Here is an 18,251-nt window from a genome sequence, read left to right as displayed (position 1 = left end):
CGGAGCCTCAGCGCATGAAGATCGCCTACGGAACCTACGCCATGCCGAAGCACACGCTCGAAGACGCCATTCCGATCCTGGCGAACATCGGCTACGACGGCGTCGAGATTTGCACTGGGCCGCGCCACGTCGGTTCGTTGCCGGAGGCGATGACTCCGAGCCGACGCGCGGCCATTCGTGGATTGCTCGCCGATCACGACATGGGCGTGCCGGCCTCGTTCGCCACGGCTCTTCACGTGCATGAAACAGAGGCCGCCAAGCATGCCGCGAACTTCGAATTTGCCCGCGAGCTCAATGGCCTGGTGCGAGACTTCGTGCCGGACCGCGAGCCGGTATTGGCATTCGGGATCGGCGGGCGGGACTTCGAATGGCTCAAGATCCGCGACTCGCTGGCCGAGGCGGGCCGGGAGTATGGGGAGCTCGCCGAGCGAGAGGGCTTTCACCTCGCAATCGAGGCCCACTCCGGAGCCGCCGTCGACCGCACCACCCGCGCGCTGTGGCTGATCGAGCAGATCGGCCACGAGCGCGTCAAACTGCACTTCGACATGGTGCACTTCTTTCTCGCCGGCGAGACGGTCGAGGAGGCGGTTCCGGCGCTGGTGCCGATCACCGGGCATACCCACGTCACCGACACGCGCGTCTACGACGACGGCAGCCTCGACCTGCTGCTGCTCGGCCAAGGCGACTTGGACACCACCGGCTATGTGCGGGCCATGCATGAGGCCGGGTGGGACGACTTCATCACCCTGGAGGTGAGTGGCATGGTCTGGAACAAGCCGGCCTACCTCCCCGTGGCCGCCGCCGAGTTCGCCTATGCCACCCTGGACGGCGCATTTCGCGAAGCCGGCGTGCCTCGCGGATAGGAGACTGACATGACGCCATCCGACGAACTCGCCATCGGCATCATTGGCGCCGGCAGCATCGGCACCCGCCACTACTCGAACCTGGAGTTCATTCCCGGCAATCGCGTCGTCGCCGTGTGTGATGCCGACGACGCCCAGGCCACCAAGCTGGCAAGCCGGGCCGGCGCCAGCACCTATCCGTCGGTCGACGCCATGTTCGACGCGGAGCGCGGGCTGGATGCCGTGCTCATCTGCGTGCCGCCGGGGATCCGACGCCAAGTGTTCGAGCGGGCGGCCGAGCGAGACGTAGCCGTATTCTGTGAGAAGCCGCCCGCGGACTCCCTGGAGCACGCGCAGACCGTGGCCCACATCGTGCGCGACAGCGGCATCGTGTGCATGGCCGGATTCAACATGCGCTACTTGCCGCCGGTTCAGCGAATGCGCGAGCTGCTCGCCGGCCGGACGGTAAGCCTTGTGCTGTGCACCTATCTCAGCGCCCCGGCGCTCACGGGCGGTTTCCGCCCGTGGTTTTTTGACAAAGCCCGTTCTGGCGGCCCCTTGCTGGACCAAGCCATCCATTACGCCGATCTCATGCGCTATCTCGTCGGTGAGATCACGAGTGTCCACGCGTTCGGCAGCAACGTGGCGCGCCCCAAGGGTCCTGGCTTTACGGTCGAGGACACCGCCGTCAGCACGATCCAGTTCGACTCCGGCGCGGTGGGCTACCAGGTGCATTCATGGGCGGCGCCCTGGGGGTACACCAAGTTCGAGTTCAATGGCCCGGATTTCCACCTGGAGCTGGAACCCGCCGGAAACGCACCGGGCGTGTTCGGCACCGTCGGCGATCCGAAGGGTGAAGGAACCGTCGTCCACGACGCGTTTCCCCGTGCTCCAAGCCTGGGCCGCGACGGCTCGCGGAAACCCGGCGCGCCACTCGACGCACCGCCCGACTTCATGCACTACCAGGAGATGGTTACGTTCCTGGACGCGGTCCGCACGGGCGACACCTCCGGCATCCTGAGCACATATGCCGACGGCATGCGCACGTTGGCGGTGGTGCTGGCCATGAATCGCTCGATCGATTCTGGCCAGGTCGAACCCGTGGTGGTGCCCGCCGTCTAAATACCTGGGCCGCGGGTGTCAGCCAGAGGTGAGGCTGTCGGCCTCGCCGCGCCGCGCGTCACTCAACGGGCCAAATGATCTCGGTCTGAAACTCCGAAGGATCCTCGACATCGAAGGGATCGTTGAGGTAGATCTCGATGGGACCGCCCGCCGGCGTGAGGCCGCGATCCCGGATCCAATCCACCATCGAGTTGTGCGCGTCCATCAGATTCTCGTACGGCCCCGTGTGGATCATGCGAGCCACTCGTCCGGCGGGAAGCTGGCTGGCGACGACCAGGTCACCGCCTTCGATTGCCCACTCCACGGGAAACCCGGTCTCGGCGCGCTTGACCTCGTCAGTCATCGCCAGATAGCGGGTGAATGGCGGGCCCACGGGGCTCATCTGAGCGCGCGTCAGATACTCCTGCACCGCGTCCAAGGCGTGCCCCATCAGCTCGCCCACGTCACGCCCGCCGAAGTTGAAGCGCACGACGAGGGTTGGTTGAGACGAGACGTGCTGGAGCGTGATGTCGCTAGTTGTCGAGCCGTTTGTAGTCATTCAGATCGCAGGCGTTTCGGCTGACTGCCGGAATGCGCTAGGGATGATCGCACAGAATGCGTCCCGCGCCAGCACGGCTCGGTGCCGGCGTCCCGTGCTTTCCAGCACGCCGCAGACTTGGATGACGAGCGAATCCAGAAATACTCAGATACGCTAATGACGACGAGCCCGCGAACCTCGGAGGCTACGCCATGACGCCAGAGCAAATCCTCTCCCATCCGCCGCGCGTGCTGACCCAGGCTCAGCGCGAGTCGTATTTCGAGAAGGGCTATCTCCTCGTCGAGAACGTCGTGCCCGACGAGTGGATCGAGCGGCTGCGCGACGTCACGAACGATTTCGTCGAGCGGAGCCGCGAAGTCACGGAATCCGACGCCGTGTGGGACCTGGAGCCCGACCACACCGCCGAGAATCCCCGCCTCCGCCGCCTGACAAGCCCCGTCGAGCAACACGCCGCGTATTGGGAGTTCGCCTCGGACTCCATCGTGGCCGACGTGGCGGCGGACATTGTCGGGCCCGACGTGAAGTTTCACCACTCGAAGCTGAACTTCAAATGGGCGGAGGGCGGCGAAGAGGTGAAGTGGCACCAGGACGTGCAGTTCTGGCCGCACACGAACTACTCGCCGGCGACGATCGGCACCTTGCTCTACGACTGCGGTCCCGATCAAGGACCGCTGGGCGGCCTGCCGGGCAGCCACAACGGCCCGCTCTTCGACCTCTACAACGACGACGGGACCTGGAACGGCGCGCTTTCCGACGCCGACGCGGCCAGCCTGGACCTCGAGAACGTCGAATACATGACCGGACCGGCGGGTTCACTGACCATCCACAACTGTCGCACCGTCCACGGATCGCCGCCGAACCAATCGGACACCGGGCGGCCGCTGCTGCTCTATGCCTATTCCTCCGCCGACGCCTTCACCTACACCTACAATCCGATTATGTCGAGTTACTACGGCACAGTCGTGCGCGGCAAGCCGGCCCGATATGCCCACCACGATCCGCGTCCGTGCCAAATTCCTCCAGACTGGTCAGGGGGCTATCAATCCCTCTTCGCGACGCAGCAAGGCGAGGACGAGGACGTAGCTCCCGGCATGTAGGACGCCGACGAAACTGCGAATCGCGCCGGTGCCACGGAGCTAGGCGGCCACGCCCCAGCTGCCGATGAACTCGTCGACGCCGAATCCCGCCGGCATGTCGTTGTGTGCGTAGCCCGCCGGGCCGTCCTGGAAGCCCGGCACGACGTGGTCGTCTGGTGCGCGCAGCGCGGCGTCGAGCCCGGCGAACCGGCGCTCAATCGACTCGATCTCACCGGCGGAAAAGGCATCCGCAATGTCCTTGCGCCGATCAAATCCGGCACGATCGGTCCGGGCCAGGCCGGCGAGGCGTAAGACGAGCTTGGACAGCAGCACCAGGGCCACCATGCGACCCTCGGCACCCGGATGCAGGATCGCCAACTGTCGCTGGAACTCGTCGGCATCCCGCTCGAGCGCCGCGCGAAGCACCGCTTCGATCACCCGCCGCTCGTTGGCATGCAGCTCGAAAAAGGACTTGAACTGGCGGCGCGTGTCGGCGGAAAGGCGGCTCGTGAAGTCCAAGTCCCAGTTGAACGCGTGGGCGTGCGGATAGATGGCGGCGCCAAACGCTCGATAGCCGAGATGAATCGTGCGGCGCAGCCTGGCGCTGTAGTCGCTGCCCCAGTGCAGCATCGTGTTGAGATAGACCACGGCGTCGCCTGCGTTCAGCTCCACGGGGATTCCGCCGGGCAGGGGCACCGACGGATCTCGCGCCAGGATGTCGTTCTCCTCGTCGGTATTCACGCGCCAGTGGCTGCCGGGCACCACCCACAGCACCGAGTCGTCGTAGAGTGGAAGGTTCCACTGCACGTACGCCGGGCCATTGGCTCGCGCGTCGTGCTGCAGACCGGCCAGCGGAGCAAGCGACGCCGGTCGGATATCGCGGTGCCAGCGATCCGGTCCGTGGTCCTCCGAGGGGTTGCACATCAGCGACATCAGCGTCGGCGCGGCGTGCGGCGCCTGCATCAGCCGGCGGCTCACGCCGAGCGTGCCCTCCTCCAGGCAAAGCTCCACCGCTGCGGCGGTTGACGCGTCGACCACGCGCTGAATCAGGATCCGCGGCTGACGGGCAAAGTAGCTGTCCGGCCACTGGCCCGCCGCGTCCCGTTCGCGCCGCCATCGGTCGAATTGCCGCTCGACCAGGATCTCAAAGGTTGCCCGGAGCCCGTTCAGTCGTTCGGGCGGAATCGTTCGCCTGATGATCACGTAGCCATGCTCGGCAAGCTCAGACTGGAGATCAGGCATTTGCCTGGCCTTCATGCCAGCTACGGGGCCCCACCGATCCCGCGTGCCACCCTGCTGACCTACGGTGGTTGGTCAATGGTCTCCTCGATCTCCAAAGAGGGTCGGCTGTGAGTCCCGGTCGGACGATGCCTGCGACTCCGGAGCGGTGATTGGCTGGATCAGCTCGGGTCCGCTGCTGGCCACGGTGTTGACGTCGCGGCTGACCGGGTGCCTCCGCAGCACGTTCTCCGCCGCCGGACGCAACAGGGCCGCCTGCCACCCCGGGTCGTCATCGCCGGGCGAAAGCCAGGCATCCCAGTCGCCCGGCTCGAGGATCGCCGGCATGCGGCTGTGAACGGCCGACATCCAGGTGCTGGGCGCCGTGGTGATGATCGTGAACGACAGGCCGAACTCGGCGTGCCACTCCCACAGACCGGCCAATGCCAGCGGATGGCCGTCGGCACGGTGAATGTAGTGCGGTTGACGCCGATTGCGAGGCCCCGTCCATTCGTAGAAGCCGTCAGCCGGCACGAGGCAGCGACGCGCGCGAAACGCGGCTCGGAAGGCCGGTTTGTCTGCCACCGTCTCGGCGCGCGCATTGATGGTGCGCGCGCCAAATCTCGCGTCCCTGGCCCACGCGGGAATGAGCCCCCAGCGCATGACCTCCAGTCGACGAGGCTCATCCAACACCACCAGCGACTGCTGGGTGGGCGCAACGTTGAAGTTCGGCGGCGGCGCAACCGCCGGCTCGAGCGGCGCGGACTTGAAGAAGTCCGCGAGGACCTGAGGATCCGAGTGACGGCTATACCTTGCGCACACGAGTGGCAACGCCCCCAATCGCGACCGGCGTCACCGCCATGGTGACACGCCTAGCCCAACAGTCCGTGCACAGCCCTGCGATAGAAGGGTGACGCCACCGGGCCGTCAAGCAGCGGGTCGCGCGTCTCGTGCATCCATTGCGCCAGCTTGGCTTCCAGCTCGGCCTCGATGCGTGCGTATTCCGCGTGGCCGGCCAGGTTGGACCGTTCATTGGGATCCAATTCAAGGTCGTACAGCTCAGCGGGCGCATGCACCGACGGCTCCAATCGGCCGACCAGGTCACGATAGGCGCCTCCCCCCGCAACGTCAGCCGGCACCTCGACACCCAGCCCGGCCTCGAAGTTTCGGATGTATTTCCAGCCATCGGTTCGGATGCCGCGCATGGGGTCGTAGTAGCTGTGGTAGGTCTTCTCGACGAACAGCTCGGCATGACCCGGGGACGCGCCGGCAGCCAGCGGCAGCAGCGAGGCGCCGTGCAGATAGGACGGGGCCTCCGCGCCAGTCAGCTCAATCAGCGTTGGCACGACATCCATGATGCTGGCCATGCCGTCAGGAGCAGCCCCGCCGGTCAGCGGAGTTCCCGGCAGCCGCGCGATCAGCGAGATTTCGACGCCCGGATCGTAGAGCGTGCACTTGGCGCGGGGGAAGGCGATGCCGTGGTCGCTCACGAAAAGCACCAGGGTCCCATCCAGCAACTCGCGCTCTTCCAGCGCCTTGAGGATTTGGCCGAGGTGCGCGTCGGCTCGATTGACGCAGCCTTGAAAGTCGGCCAGGTCGGCGCGCGTGCCCGGCGCATCCCGCAGGTAGGCGGGCACGGTGATCCCCCTGGCGTCGAACGGCGCGCCGCCGAAGCCGTGATCGCTCACACGGTGAGTCTCGGTAAGGCCAATCTGCACCACGAAGGGACGCTCGGGATCGGCGTCGATGAACGCGGCCACCCCGGCAATGATCGACGCAACGTCGGGACTCTCGTCGTACACGTCATTGCCGATGCGCCGGGGATCGCGCGCGGCGTGCTCCACGCCCCAATGGCCGCTGCGGTAGCCGGCCGTGCGCAGGATCTGCGGGATGGTGCGCTCGCGGGAATCCAGGTCCCAGCGATGCTCGCCGTGGGTGAGACCCATGGTGCCGTTGGCGTGGGGATAGCGGCCGGTCGTGAGGCTCGCCCGGCTCGGCGAGCACTGCGGCGCCGTGGTGTAGGCATCGAACCGCACCCCTTCAGCCGCCAGACGATTGAGATTTGGCGTCTCCACGGTTGCGACGCCATATGGCTCAACAAACCGTCCCGTGTCGTGGGTGGTGACGATCAGGACATTTGGACGCTGCATGCTCGCCAATGTAAGTGGCGGCAGACGGGCGCGCACATCGTGCGAGTTGGGCAGTTGCCGACCGCGCCCGATCCTGCACTTGGCTCACTGCTACTATCCGCACGCCAACCCAAGCGCATCCCTCTCCCCTGATCAACGCCATCAACCAACGCCAGCCGCAAGCCAGCCATCAAACGCAAGGCGCTGGTCGAACACATATCATCCCACCAATCATTTTCACGATAGCCACCCTCGTATTCACATGGCCCCTTGCATCTAATCTGACCGGACACAAGATCTATATCGGCTCGGATCCAATCCTGATACACGCCCTTATGGAATGGCAACGCTATGCAATCTTCAACGATCTACCCAATTTCTTCAATGGCAACTTCTACTACCTGACACCTGGCGCTCTTTTCTTCGGCGATCTTCTGTTGGGATCGCTTCCCGTCTACATAGTTGCCGCCTGGATCCTGGGACCCGCCGGCGGATTCAACGTCATGTACATCTCCCTCTTCGTCTTCAATGGCTGGGCCATGCACCTTCTCGTCCGGCGGATCACGGACAGCTGGGCGGCCGGCATGGTCGCAGGAACAGTCTTCAGCTTTGCAATTCTGCCGCAGCTATTCATTCCCAATCATCAATTGCTGATGGCGTGGTGGACTCCGCTCATGCTTTGGTTCTTGTTCGGAGCCCTCAAAGAAAATCCCGGCAAGAACTTCCTCGGCGCGACGATGTCATTGTTCCTGCAGTTTGCGACTTCCATCTACTGGGGGTTCTTTGCGGCTTGGATATTCCTGTTGTTCCTTCTCATAAGCCTGTTGTGGGGTCGCTTCGAGAACGGCAGATTCGGCGCCATCCGATCGTTGAGCGTGGGCGGCCTGCCGGCTCTCGTCCTGTCGGCATTGCTTGGATTCGGCTACTTGCAGTTCTATCTGTCGTGGAGCGCGATTCGACGTATCGACGAGACCGTCAATCAGTCCGGTGTGCTGCCGGAGTATTTGAGTTCATGGGGAGGCGGATGGTGGATCCGGTCGGCCTTTTGGACCGATGCCGTCTCACACCCTCCCTATTTCGTTTCCGGCCTGGCGGGCGCTGTATTCGCGGCCCTAGGTCTGGTGTATGTGATTGCGAAAACGCGACAGCGAATGGCCATTGTCCTGGCGGCGTTGATAGCCATCACATGCTTCGTGTTGTCTCTTGGTCCCATATTGCATTGGGACGGGGAGTTAACCGACACCTCGCTTCCCTATGAGTTCGTGTTCGAGCATATTCCGGGCGTTCAGTCGCTGCGGGCGGTGAATCGATGGGCCTTGGGGGCCCATCTGGGGCTCAGCATGCTGGCGGGGATTGGATTTGCGGCTATATGGGCTCTCGCCGGTCGCTTCGGACACTGGCGACTGCTCTTAGTTCCGGCAGTAGCCGTGCTCCTGGCCCTGGACGTCGGCCGGCCGTCGTTTAGCCTTCATCATCAGCCGGAAGAGAGCGAGTTAAAGGCCTTTCTTCGGACACTCCCGCGCGATCCGACAATCGTGGTCCCGATACTCAAGAATCCGGAAACGAAGTCGAGGTACATGACGTGGAGCGCGGAGAGTTCGGTTCTGCCGCTGCTGAACGGCTACAACGGCTATATTCCGCCGACTCAGGAGCACCTGGCGGGCCTGGTGAACGGGCTGAATCACACCGACGCTCCGCGAATCTACGCAGCGCTTCACGCCCTGGGAGTGCGCACGGTCATTCTCAATTCCGACGAGATGCACAAGGGCAGCCCCGAAGCTTGGACGCGGGCACTTGCGGACCTGCCGGTCGCCGGGTCGCGGACCGACGTCGGGCGGTTCGTCGTGCTCCGTTTGGGGGATCACGGATTCGCGAGCCCCGTGTCGTCCTGGGACTCGATCTCAGGGCGAGTGTTTCTGGGAGACCTTGCGGCAGGCCGGGAACTGGTCGCGCCTCTCAACCTGCTCAATGCCAACGCCGCGCCGTGGCTAAGCCCGGTCCCCCAGGGAACCTACGAGCTCGACGTGCGCTGGGAGCCAAGCTCCGGTGCAGCGCCGCTGACCCGGGTCGCTCAATTCCAGCCGCCGCCGGTGATCCAAGCAATGGGCGCGGTCGCTGTCCCCGTGAGACTCAGCGCCCCCGATGCTCCCGGTGCCTATCGGCTGGTGTTGGGATTCGAAGGATTCGAATTAGCCGAGGCGACCGTAACCGTGAGGCCGCCTGAGACCTTCGACGCCCCGGTTTGGAACCCTGTCTTGGACACCCAGGTGCAGGTGCTCGACCTTACCCAGACCGTTGTATCCGGCGAGTCTGCCCGCATCGTTGCTTCAGCGACCAACCTTGGGTCCGAACGTTGGGACGGCCATTTTCGCTTGGGATACTCGTGGGTGTTCGAAAGCGGTCCCTCCCCTTCGAGCGCCCCTCAGCAACTCGAAGACCGGCTATTCATCGACCTTGATGGATTCTCACGCTGGGACCCGGTCGTGCCCGGATCGGCGTATACCTTCGCCGGTCCCATCGATACGCCAACGCACCCCGGCAGATATTCCCTGACTATCGGCATGGTCAAGGAAGGCGTCGCATGGTTCGACGACAAGGTGTCCTTTGACGTTGAGATCGTCGAACGCGATGGCGCCTAGCCGGCCACACAGAAATGGGCGCGGGTCCTAAGCCCATCCCATCGCTGACGCGGTCAGTGCCGACGGTCGCGCCGGCCACTGCGGAGGTGCGGCTACTCCTTGGACTCCATCCGCGCCAGGATGTCACGAATCTCGGTGAGCAATTCGGTGGTTCCCGTGGCCGGCGTGGGCGCGTCTTCGTCCGGCTCAGCCCCCAGCACTCGTTGACGCTGCATGAGAATCGCATTGCGAAACTCCTCGGCGTCGACTACGCCAACCAAATCTCCCTCGCTGCTGGCGTACTGCCCGGACTGGCCCGCGGTTTCCACTCGCAAGCCGCGCACCTTGAAGCGGCGCATGATCGGGCCGTCGTGTAGACGCAGGTCGGTGACCCGGTTGAGCGGGATAGTGGATTCACGGCGATTGAACACGCCCTTCCGAATCTCGATGGCCTGTGAGGTCAGGCGGGCCGACAGGCGCCGGTGATACTCCGGGGCGTACCAGAGGCTGAAGATCAGCCAAAACGGGATCAGCGGGATCCCGACGATCGTGATGGCGAAATACAGTGAGATCAGCAACCGGTAGTAGGGAATGACCCCGCCCTCGAACTCCGCGTCGCGCAGCGTCTTGCCGGTGGCTCCGGGGTGGTCGAACGATTCTGATTTCACTCCTGGGTCCTCCTTGGACTTCCAGTCGAGCAAGCGTTGATCGTCTGCGGCAGGCTATCACTGTATACGGGCAAATCGGCGTCCGACCATTCCGCGCCGCTAGACTCCATGAGGCCACAGTCACGTCGGAGCCTTAGCCATGTCGCCTGAAAGCCGTCTTGCCGCTTTGGGGATCGAATTGCCGGACCTGCCGCCGCCGCTGCCGGACGCGCCCTACATCCCAGCCGTCGTCACGGGCGATCTGGTGTGGGTCTCGGGCCACTCGCCGGGAGGGGACTGGCGTCCGGGACAGGTGGGCACGGACTACACGGTCGCGGAAGCCAAGCAGGCGGCGCGGGCGGCGGGCATCGGATTGCTGGCCGCCGCGCGCTGGGCGGTCGGCTCGCTCGATCGCATCGATCGGGTCGTGCGCATGCTGGGTCACGTGAACGCCGCGCCGGGCATGGACCAGGCCAGCGAAGTCGTCAACGGCTGCTCGGAGCTCATGCTCGAGGTGTTTGGCCCCGAAGGCCGGGGCGTTCGCTCGGCGGTGGGCGTGGGCACCATGCCGCGCAACGTCCCGCTGTCCGTCGAGGCGGTGTTTCAGCTCAGGCGCTAGCGTGGCGTCCCCGGCGGGCGTCCTGTCCAGTACGCGACTCACGTGCCGGTCGCGCATGTATGGCTTGACTCAACCCTAATTTATGTCAAGTGACGGCGATTCGTCCGGTTCATGAGCCAGGCGAATGCCTCGCGCCTTGACGGCCCGCGCCGGCCGCCCCACCATGCCAAGCGCGCGGAATTGCCTCGCCGACCCATCCGGCGAACGCGTCGTCCAGCAAGGGGTTGACGTGTCCAGCGACAACCAGTTCGGCATTCCTGGCGTCCCATTTCCTGTCGGCGTGGAGTACTACCGCGCGCCCGTTCCCAAGCCCGAGCTGTGGGACGACGACTTTGCCCGCATTCGCGCCGGCGGCATGCGGATCATCCGCACCTTTAACTATTGGAACCATCTCGAACCTCGCCCAGGCCAATACGAGACCGACGACATCGACCTGCTCTTCGATCTGGCGCACAAGCACGACTTGCGGGTGTGGCTCGACCTCCCGCTGGCCACGCACGGCGCCTGCCCGGAGTGGTTGACGCGCGAGCACTACGACATGCGCGTGGTCAGCTACCGCAACCACGTCTCGCTGACCAGCGCCAGCCCGGCCTATCCGCAGGGCAGCCAGATTCACTGCTACGACCATCCGGCGTGGCGCGAATACGGCGAAAAGCTCTTGCGCTACATGATCGGACGATACAAGGACCACCCGGCCCTGCTGGTGTGGGGCCTTTGGGACGGCATCGCGCTCTCGGCGGCGTGGAGCAAGACCTCCGACGGCCTCCCGTGCTATTGCCCCAGCACGCTGGCCCGCTACGACGCCTGGCTGAAAGAGCGCTTCACGCTCGACGAGCTAAACGCGCGTGTGCACCGCCGCTATCGCCGCTGGGAAGACGTGCAGCCGCCGCGCTCGAACCAAAACGTCGTCGAAATGCTGCTGTACAAGCAATTCCACTACGAGAACCTGGCCGGCCATCTCCAGTGGGTCATGGACGTCGCCAACGACGTGGACCCGGTGCATGAAAAGCGCTCGCACGGCGCCTGGTATCCGCGCCCGCAGGACACCGCGTGCGCGCCGGTGGCCGACAGCTGGGGCATGTCCATGTCGTCCAACAATCTGCTGACCTCCGAAGATCCCTACAAGCTGTCGGAGCGGGCTTTCGGCTACGACTGGTCACGCAGCATTGGCAAGAACGGTCGCTGGTGGAACGAAGAGATCTACTCGGGCATGTCGCGCGGCGGCGTCACCTGGCGCAAGCAATCGGCGCCCGAGGAACCCACCATGCTGCTGTGGATGTGCCTGGCCTCGGGCGGCGCGGGCGCCATGTACTGGCAATATCGCCCCGAGTACTTCAGTTTCGAGTCCCCGGGCTACAACCTGATTGCTCTGGACGGGCAACCCACCGCCCGCTGGCAATCCACCACCGAGGCCCTATGCCAAATGGCCGGCATGGAGGACCACCTGCCGCTCAGGTGCGGTACCGCGGACGTTGCCGTCGTCTACCACGGCGAGTCCCAAGAGCTCTTTAGCTACAACGACGAAGACGACCGCTATCTGGACGACCTGCGCGGCGTCCACCGCACGCTCTGGGCCAACGGCATTCCGGTCGACATCGTGTCTCCCGGCATGGACTGGTCGCCCTACCGGCTGATCTTCCTGACCAACGCAGCGCTCATGACCGACGAGCTGCGCCAACGCATCGAGCAGACACTAGACGACAACCCCGACGTGCAGCTCGTGGCGGATGGGAGCTTTGGGCTCTACCAACCCGATGGGCAGTCGTCCTACGGGCCGCCGGAGGGATTCTCCGAACGTTTCGGCGTGCGGGTGGCGGACTTCAACGCCATCACCGAGCAGGACATCGCCGAAGGTCGAAACGTGCTCCAAGTGGCGGCTGGAGCAATCTCGATCAGCACGCCGTGCGGCTATGCCGTCCACGAGCCCAAGAACGGCGCAACGGCTATCGCCTCGCTGGAAGGCGAAACGGTGGCCGTGCGCAGCGCCGACGGGCGGTTCACCTGGTGGGGACTGTCGCTGTCAGCCGGCTTCGGCAACGCGGGCCACCCGGACCTGGTACTCCCGCCCGTGCGCGAGGCCGCCATCGAAGCGCCGCTGGCGATCGAGGACTCGGGCGTCGTGCCTGTGGTCCGCGGATCGGCCAAGAGCGGGGACGTGGCCTTTCTCTTCAATCTCGAGCGCTCCTCGGCCACCGTCACCGTCCGCCCCACGCGCGGCCCCAACACCGTGCGCAACCTGCTCACGAAGACCGAGATTCCACTCAACGACGGCGCATTCGAGATCACGATCCCGGCTTGGAAGCACGCGGTGGTGCACCTGGCGTTGGAAGGATCGCGGTGAGGCCAGGCGCCTTAGCCAATCGGTTCACCCTGGGCTCGTCCAATGGGCGTCGCACGGATCGGTCGCCGCCAATTCCTGGCAGGCGTGAATCTAAGTCACGCGAATGCGGAACCAGCGGATGTTGCGGATGCCGTCTTCCTGGCACCAAAGGACGGCAAACACGTCACCGTTGGGCAATGAGAGCATCTGTGGGAAACCGAACTGCAGATCCACCAGCTCGTCCGCACCGGCGCCTTCGCCCGCCATGCCCGACGGCGCGCCCTGCCAGACCGCCAGGTCTTCCAGATTGACCCACATTTCGCCGTCGATGCGGACCCGCTGAGCCCATAGCCCGGGACGGTCGTCGCGCCGGTAGAGCGCCAGCACCGTGCCGTCCGCCAATACGTGAAGCTTGGTGGTTTGCCCCCGCAAGCCCGTAGCCCGTGGTTCCGAGAACTTCCAGCCATCCGCCGAAATCACATAGGGCGTCGGTTCGCTGTGTCCCGAGATTTCGTCGTAGGCCCACGCGACCTGCAAAAGCCGCCCGTCGGGAAGCTCCACGACGGATTGCTCCCACGAGAACACGTGGCGGTCGTATTGGTCCAAGACATCGAAATAGGTTGGCCAGGTCGCACCGCGGTCGAACGAGACGAGCGCGATGGCCTTCATGCCATTCGGCGCGTCGCCGTCCCAGCCTTTCCAGGTCGCCGTAGGCCACAGCCAGCGGCCGTCGCGCAGCATGATCACCGCGTGGCAGATCTCGAACGACGGTCCCTCAAGGGGCGGCTCGATGGTCTCGGGGCCGCTCCACGTGTGCCCGCCGTCGGCGCTGCGTAGCACGATCAGGTCGACCGGCACGAACCCCAACGTGTCGCGGTTCACCAGGCTGTCGTCGTCGGGCCTACGGTGGGCGCGAGCACCGGTCGCGATCAACTCATCGGGCCCCACGCGGGCAATGCGTGCGAAGCTGGTCACCCGGCCTTCAACGGAGTCGTGAAACATGCGGGCCGGCGCCGACCACGTGCGCCCCTCATCGGTCGAACGAGCGATGTAGGTCGCGTAGTCCAGGCTCTCGGCATGGTCGGCGATGTCGAAGGCGGCTACCAACTCACCCGAGTCGAGCAAGACAGCCGTCGGGTGCCAGGTGTGCAGCGGCGGCGCCTGCGATTCCGGGCTGCGAAAGACGAGACCGGACTCGATGACCTCGATCACAAGCGGTCTCCGGGGGTCGCCTGTGCCGAGTATAGGCGGCCGGTATCCAGGCGGGTCGCGACTACAATCCCACCCTGCGACATCACGCGGCGGACAGCAGATTGACTCGCGTTGGCATCGACATCGGCGGCACGTTCACTGACCTGTTCGCCGTGGCGGACGACGGGCGCACCTGGTCGGCCAAAGTCCTGACCACGCCGGCCAATCCGGCGGAAGGCCTCATGGACGTGCTCGACCGTTGGCAGGCCGCCTCCAGCGTGAAGGAGATCCGCGAGATCGTCCACGCCACCACCGTCGCCACCAACGCCGTGCTGGAGGGAACCACGGCGCGGCTGGGCCTGGTGACGACCCAAGGCTTTCGCGACGTGCTGGAGATTGGGCGTCACCAGCGGCGCGACCTCTACAACCTATTTCTGGAAAAGCCTCCAGCCTTGATCCCGCGCGAGCGGCGGCTGGAGGTGCGCGAACGCATCGGCGCCCACGGTTCAATCGTCGAACCCCTCCACGTGGCCGACGTGGTGCGCGCCGCCCACCAACTGAAGGACCTGGGGGCCGAGGCGATCGTGGTGGCGTTTCTGCACAGCTACGGCTACCCGCAGCATGAGCGGGAGGCCGCCGCCGTCATTGCGGACGAGACGCGCCTGCCGGTGGTCGCCAGTCACGCCGTGTGCCGCGAGTATCGCGAGTACGAGCGCTTCAGCACGGCGGCGGTGCATGCGGCGGTTCTGCCGCGGGTTGCGACCTACATCGGCGACATCGACTCCCGGCTCACGACGCGCGGCATCAGCGCACCGCTCTCGGTCATACAATCGAGCGGCGGCATGGCGCCCGCCGCCACGGTGGCCCGCGAACCGGCCTCGATCGTCGAGTCAGGACCGGCAGCGGGGGTGATCGCCGCCGCAGAGGTCGGAAGGCGGCTGGGAGCGTCCAACGTGATCTCGTTCGACATGGGCGGCACCAGCACCAAGGCCACCCTGATCCGCGATGGTCACGTCACCATCAACAACGACTACGAGATCGGCGGGGGAGTGCACGGAGGCTTCGGCACCGGCTATCCGCTTCGCACCCCGGTGATCGATCTTGTCGAGATCGGCACCGGCGGCGGCTCGATCGCCGGCGTGGACACCGGCGGCTCGCTCTACGTGGGTCCGGCCAGCGCCGGCGCGGAGCCGGGGCCGGCCTGCTACGGCCGCGGCGGCACGCGTCCCACGACCACCGACGCCAATGCCGTGCTCGGTCGCCTGCGGCCCGATCGGTTTGCCGGCGGTCATATCCAGTTGGACGTTGACGCCGCGCGGCGGGCGGTGGCCGAACACGTCGCCGGCCCGCTGGGCATGAGCGTCGAGCCCGCGGCGGAGGGCATCCTGGCGCTTGCTGGCGCGAAAATGGGACGGGCGTTGGAGCTCGTCTCCGTGGCGCGCGGTCACGATCCGCGGGAGTTCGTGATGGTGGCGTTCGGCGGGGCCGGACCCATGCACGCGGCGGACCTCGCGCGCGAGCTTGGCTGCAACCGGGTCGTGATTCCGCCGGAGGCCGGGGTGCAGTCGGCGCGCGGCCTGCTCGTGGCCGAAGCTCGCCGCGACTTCTCCACCGCCATGCTCAGCGCCGAAACCGAGCTCGAGCTTCCCGAGGTGGAGCTTCGCTTCGCCGACATGCGCGACCAAGGCGTGCGCGAGCTGCGTGAAGCCGGATTCGAGGACCAGGCAATTGGCGCCCGTCTCGGCGTCGATGCTCGCTACACCGGCCAGGCCTACGAGGTGCCGGTGTGGCTCGACGAGCCGGCGGCGTTCGATGGCGACATGCGGCGCCAGGTGGGTCGCGAATTCCACCGAGCGCACGCACGGCTGCACGGGCATCGAGACGAAGGCGCGCCGATCGAGTGGGTCACGCTGCGCGCCAGCATCACGGCCCGGACGGTACGTCCCGGCTCGACCGAACTTGCGCTCCCGGCGGAGCCGCTGGCCCGGCGCCAACTCGGCGTTCAGCCGATGATTTGGGCCGGGGATAGCCACGACGCGCCCGTGTTTGCACGCGAGAGTCTCGGCCGCGACGACCAAATCGACGGCCCGGCCCTGATCATTCAAGACCAGACGACGCTGGTGGTGCCGCCCGCCACATCGGCCCACGTGCACGCGACGGGCGACATCGTGCTTGAGGTCGCACCGACATGAGCGCCGCCGTCGACCCGATCACGCTCGCGCTCATCCGAAACCGCCTGGTGGCCGGCGCGGAGCAGATGGCCGTCACGCTCTGGAAGAGCTCGTTTTCGACGGTGATCCGCGAGGTCCTGGACTACTCGACCGCTATCTTCGACGCGGAAGGCCGCATGGTGGCGCAGTCGTCGCAGATTCCGTTCCAGATGATGACCATGTCCGCGCCGATGGGATATCTCATCCGCACCGGCTACGACTGGCAGCCGGGCGACGTCGTGCTCCTGAACGACCCCTACGCCTGCGAGGCCCAGCACCTGCCAGACTACATCGTATTTCGGCCGGCGTTCAGCGGCGACGAGCTGATCGGATTTGCCGGCGCCATCGGCCACATGTTGGACACGGGCGGCGGCGCAGCCGGTGGGTATTTGGCCTCCGCCACCGAGATCTATCACGAAGGCTTGCGCATTCCGCCCAGCAAGATCATTCGCGGTGGTGAGCTCAATGAAGAATTGCTCCAGCTCATCCTGTTGAATGTGCGAGAGCCAGAAAAGCTCCGCGGCGACCTGACGGCCATGTGGGCCTGCACCTCGCTCGGAGAGGCGACGCTGCACGCACTAGCCGACGAGTACGGCCCCGCGACGGCCCGCGCCGCCATGGCCGAAATCCTCGACAGCACCGAGCGCCAGGTGCGGCAGCGGCTGGCGCTCATCCCCGAAGGCACCTACCGCGGCGTCGACCACGTGGACGACGACGGCATCACGGACGATCCGCTGCGCATCGAAGCCACCGTCACGCGTCGCGGCGACGCGCTTGAGGTGGACTTTGCCGGAACCTCGCCGCAACCCGCCGGACCGGTAAGCGCCACGATGGAAATGACGCGCAGCAGCGTCATGTACGTGGCCATGGCGACCATCGGCGAGGACATTCCCAAGAACGACGCCTGGCGCCGACCGATCACGGTCCGGGCGCCGGAGCGATCGCTGGTGAATGCCGGGCCGCCGGCGCCGGTTGCCAGCCGCGTCACCACCTGCCACCGGATCGTCGACGCCATGATGCAGGCGTTGGTGCAGGCGATTCCCGACCGGGTCACCGCCGGCTATTACGGCGCGAGCAACATCTGCAATATCGGCGGCTTCGACCCCGACACCGGCGCGCCCTGGGTTCACTTCGAAATCGAGGTTGGCGGCTGGGGAGCGAGGCCCACGTCAGACGGATTGGATGCTTACAGCGCCCACGTCCACAACCTGGCGACGACGCCGATCGAGGTCGTGGAGTCGAATCCGCGCCTGCGCGTCGAGCACTACTCCCTGCTCCCAGGCACCGGCGGGGCGGGAAAGTTCCGGGGCGGCTTGGGTCTGCGGCGTGACATCCGGGTGCTCGTTGAGGGCGCCCGGCTGAACCTGCTGGGCGATCACTACAAGTTCGCCCCGCTGGGCATGCTGGGCGGTGAGCCCGGCGTCTCGGGTCGCTACGTGCTGAATCCCGACACCAAAGACGAGCGCCGGCTGCCGAACAAGGTCTCCAACATGCCGATCGCCGCCGGCGAGGTGATCTCCATGCAGACCTCGGGCGGCGGCGGCTACGGCGATCCGGCCGAGCGTGACCCGGACTTCATCGAGCGAGACCGCAGGGAGGGAAAGATCTAGCTCGTCCCCGCCCGAGCACTTGGCTTGCGATGGCACCGATCTGTCATTTCGAGTGGAGCGAGAAATCTAAGAGATGGGGAGCAGGCGCAGCGTCCTCGGATTCCTCACTGC

At 65.7% G+C, this 18,251-nt stretch carries 14 protein-coding genes; 8 read left to right on the top strand and 6 right to left on the bottom strand.

What is annotated here, in order from left to right:
- Positions 1-14 precede the first annotated feature (14 nt).
- Together OXG79_13815 and OXG79_13810 are read left to right on the top strand one after the other, a co-directional pair.
- A complete protein-coding gene (locus tag OXG79_13815; GenBank protein ID MCY3784840.1) occupies positions 15-863 on the top strand; it encodes a sugar phosphate isomerase/epimerase in 849 nt (282 codons plus the stop codon).
- A 9-nt stretch (positions 864-872) separates the two neighbouring features.
- Positions 873-1,964 (top strand): Gfo/Idh/MocA family oxidoreductase, encoded by a 1,092-nt coding sequence (locus OXG79_13810; GenBank protein ID MCY3784839.1) that lies wholly within the window; start codon positions 873-875, stop codon positions 1,962-1,964.
- A gap of 58 nt (positions 1,965-2,022) precedes the next feature.
- Here OXG79_13810 and OXG79_13805 read toward each other — a convergent pair whose 3' ends face one another.
- On the bottom strand, positions 2,023-2,502 hold the full coding sequence (locus tag OXG79_13805; GenBank protein MCY3784838.1) for a GyrI-like domain-containing protein: 480 nt from the start codon (positions 2,500-2,502) through the stop codon (positions 2,023-2,025).
- Between the two features lie 191 nt (positions 2,503-2,693).
- Between OXG79_13805 and OXG79_13800 the strand changes: the two genes are divergently transcribed.
- Complete coding sequence (locus OXG79_13800; GenBank protein MCY3784837.1) at positions 2,694-3,599, top strand: phytanoyl-CoA dioxygenase family protein; 906 nt, start codon at positions 2,694-2,696, stop codon at positions 3,597-3,599.
- A 39-nt stretch (positions 3,600-3,638) separates the two neighbouring features.
- On the opposite strand, the gene OXG79_13795 is transcribed toward OXG79_13800, so the two are convergent.
- The 3 genes from OXG79_13795 to OXG79_13785 all read right to left on the bottom strand — a co-directional run bounded on the left by OXG79_13795 (position 3,639) and on the right by OXG79_13785 (position 6,946).
- On the bottom strand, positions 3,639-4,820 hold the full coding sequence (locus OXG79_13795; protein ID MCY3784836.1) for a phytanoyl-CoA dioxygenase family protein: 1,182 nt from the start codon (positions 4,818-4,820) through the stop codon (positions 3,639-3,641).
- 72 nt (positions 4,821-4,892) lie between these two features.
- Positions 4,893-5,618: an SOS response-associated peptidase gene (locus tag OXG79_13790; protein MCY3784835.1), complete on the bottom strand. Its 726-nt coding sequence runs from the start codon at positions 5,616-5,618 to the stop codon at positions 4,893-4,895.
- Between the two features lie 50 nt (positions 5,619-5,668).
- Positions 5,669-6,946, bottom strand: coding sequence for a sulfatase (locus OXG79_13785; protein ID MCY3784834.1), 1,278 nt, complete (start codon positions 6,944-6,946; stop codon positions 5,669-5,671).
- 314 nt (positions 6,947-7,260) lie between these two features.
- On the opposite strand from OXG79_13785, the gene OXG79_13780 reads away from it, so the two are divergent.
- Positions 7,261-9,564 (top strand): hypothetical protein, encoded by a 2,304-nt coding sequence (locus OXG79_13780; GenBank protein MCY3784833.1) that lies wholly within the window; start codon positions 7,261-7,263, stop codon positions 9,562-9,564.
- A 92-nt stretch (positions 9,565-9,656) separates the two neighbouring features.
- On the opposite strand, the gene OXG79_13775 is transcribed toward OXG79_13780, so the two are convergent.
- Positions 9,657-10,211, bottom strand: coding sequence for a PH domain-containing protein (locus OXG79_13775; protein MCY3784832.1), 555 nt, complete (start codon positions 10,209-10,211; stop codon positions 9,657-9,659).
- A 139-nt stretch (positions 10,212-10,350) separates the two neighbouring features.
- On the opposite strand from OXG79_13775, the gene OXG79_13770 reads away from it, so the two are divergent.
- Positions 10,351-10,809 carry a RidA family protein gene (locus OXG79_13770; GenBank protein MCY3784831.1) on the top strand — a complete coding sequence of 153 codons (459 nt, stop codon included), beginning with the start codon at positions 10,351-10,353 and terminating at the stop codon, positions 10,807-10,809.
- A 124-nt stretch (positions 10,810-10,933) separates the two neighbouring features.
- Entirely contained in the window at positions 10,934-13,150 is a 2,217-nt protein-coding gene (locus OXG79_13765) for a beta-galactosidase (GenBank protein MCY3784830.1), read from the top strand.
- A gap of 90 nt (positions 13,151-13,240) precedes the next feature.
- Here OXG79_13765 and OXG79_13760 read toward each other — a convergent pair whose 3' ends face one another.
- Positions 13,241-14,341 (bottom strand): exo-alpha-sialidase, encoded by a 1,101-nt coding sequence (locus OXG79_13760; GenBank protein MCY3784829.1) that lies wholly within the window; start codon positions 14,339-14,341, stop codon positions 13,241-13,243.
- A 101-nt stretch (positions 14,342-14,442) separates the two neighbouring features.
- Between OXG79_13760 and OXG79_13755 the strand changes: the two genes are divergently transcribed.
- Both OXG79_13755 and OXG79_13750 read left to right on the top strand, forming a co-directional pair.
- On the top strand, positions 14,443-16,512 hold the full coding sequence (locus tag OXG79_13755) for a hydantoinase/oxoprolinase family protein (protein MCY3784828.1): 2,070 nt from the start codon (positions 14,443-14,445) through the stop codon (positions 16,510-16,512).
- Positions 16,509-18,140, top strand: a complete 1,632-nt coding sequence (locus tag OXG79_13750; GenBank protein MCY3784827.1) for a hydantoinase B/oxoprolinase family protein — start codon at positions 16,509-16,511, stop codon at positions 18,138-18,140. Before OXG79_13755 ends, OXG79_13750 begins: the two co-directional genes overlap by 4 nt.
- Positions 18,141-18,251: the final 111 nt, after the last annotated feature.

The organism is Chloroflexota bacterium (assembly GCA_026706485.1).
GTDB lineage: Bacteria > Chloroflexota > UBA11872 > UBA11872 > UBA11872 > JAJECS01.
This window is presented reverse-complemented; position numbering and strand designations above follow the sequence as displayed.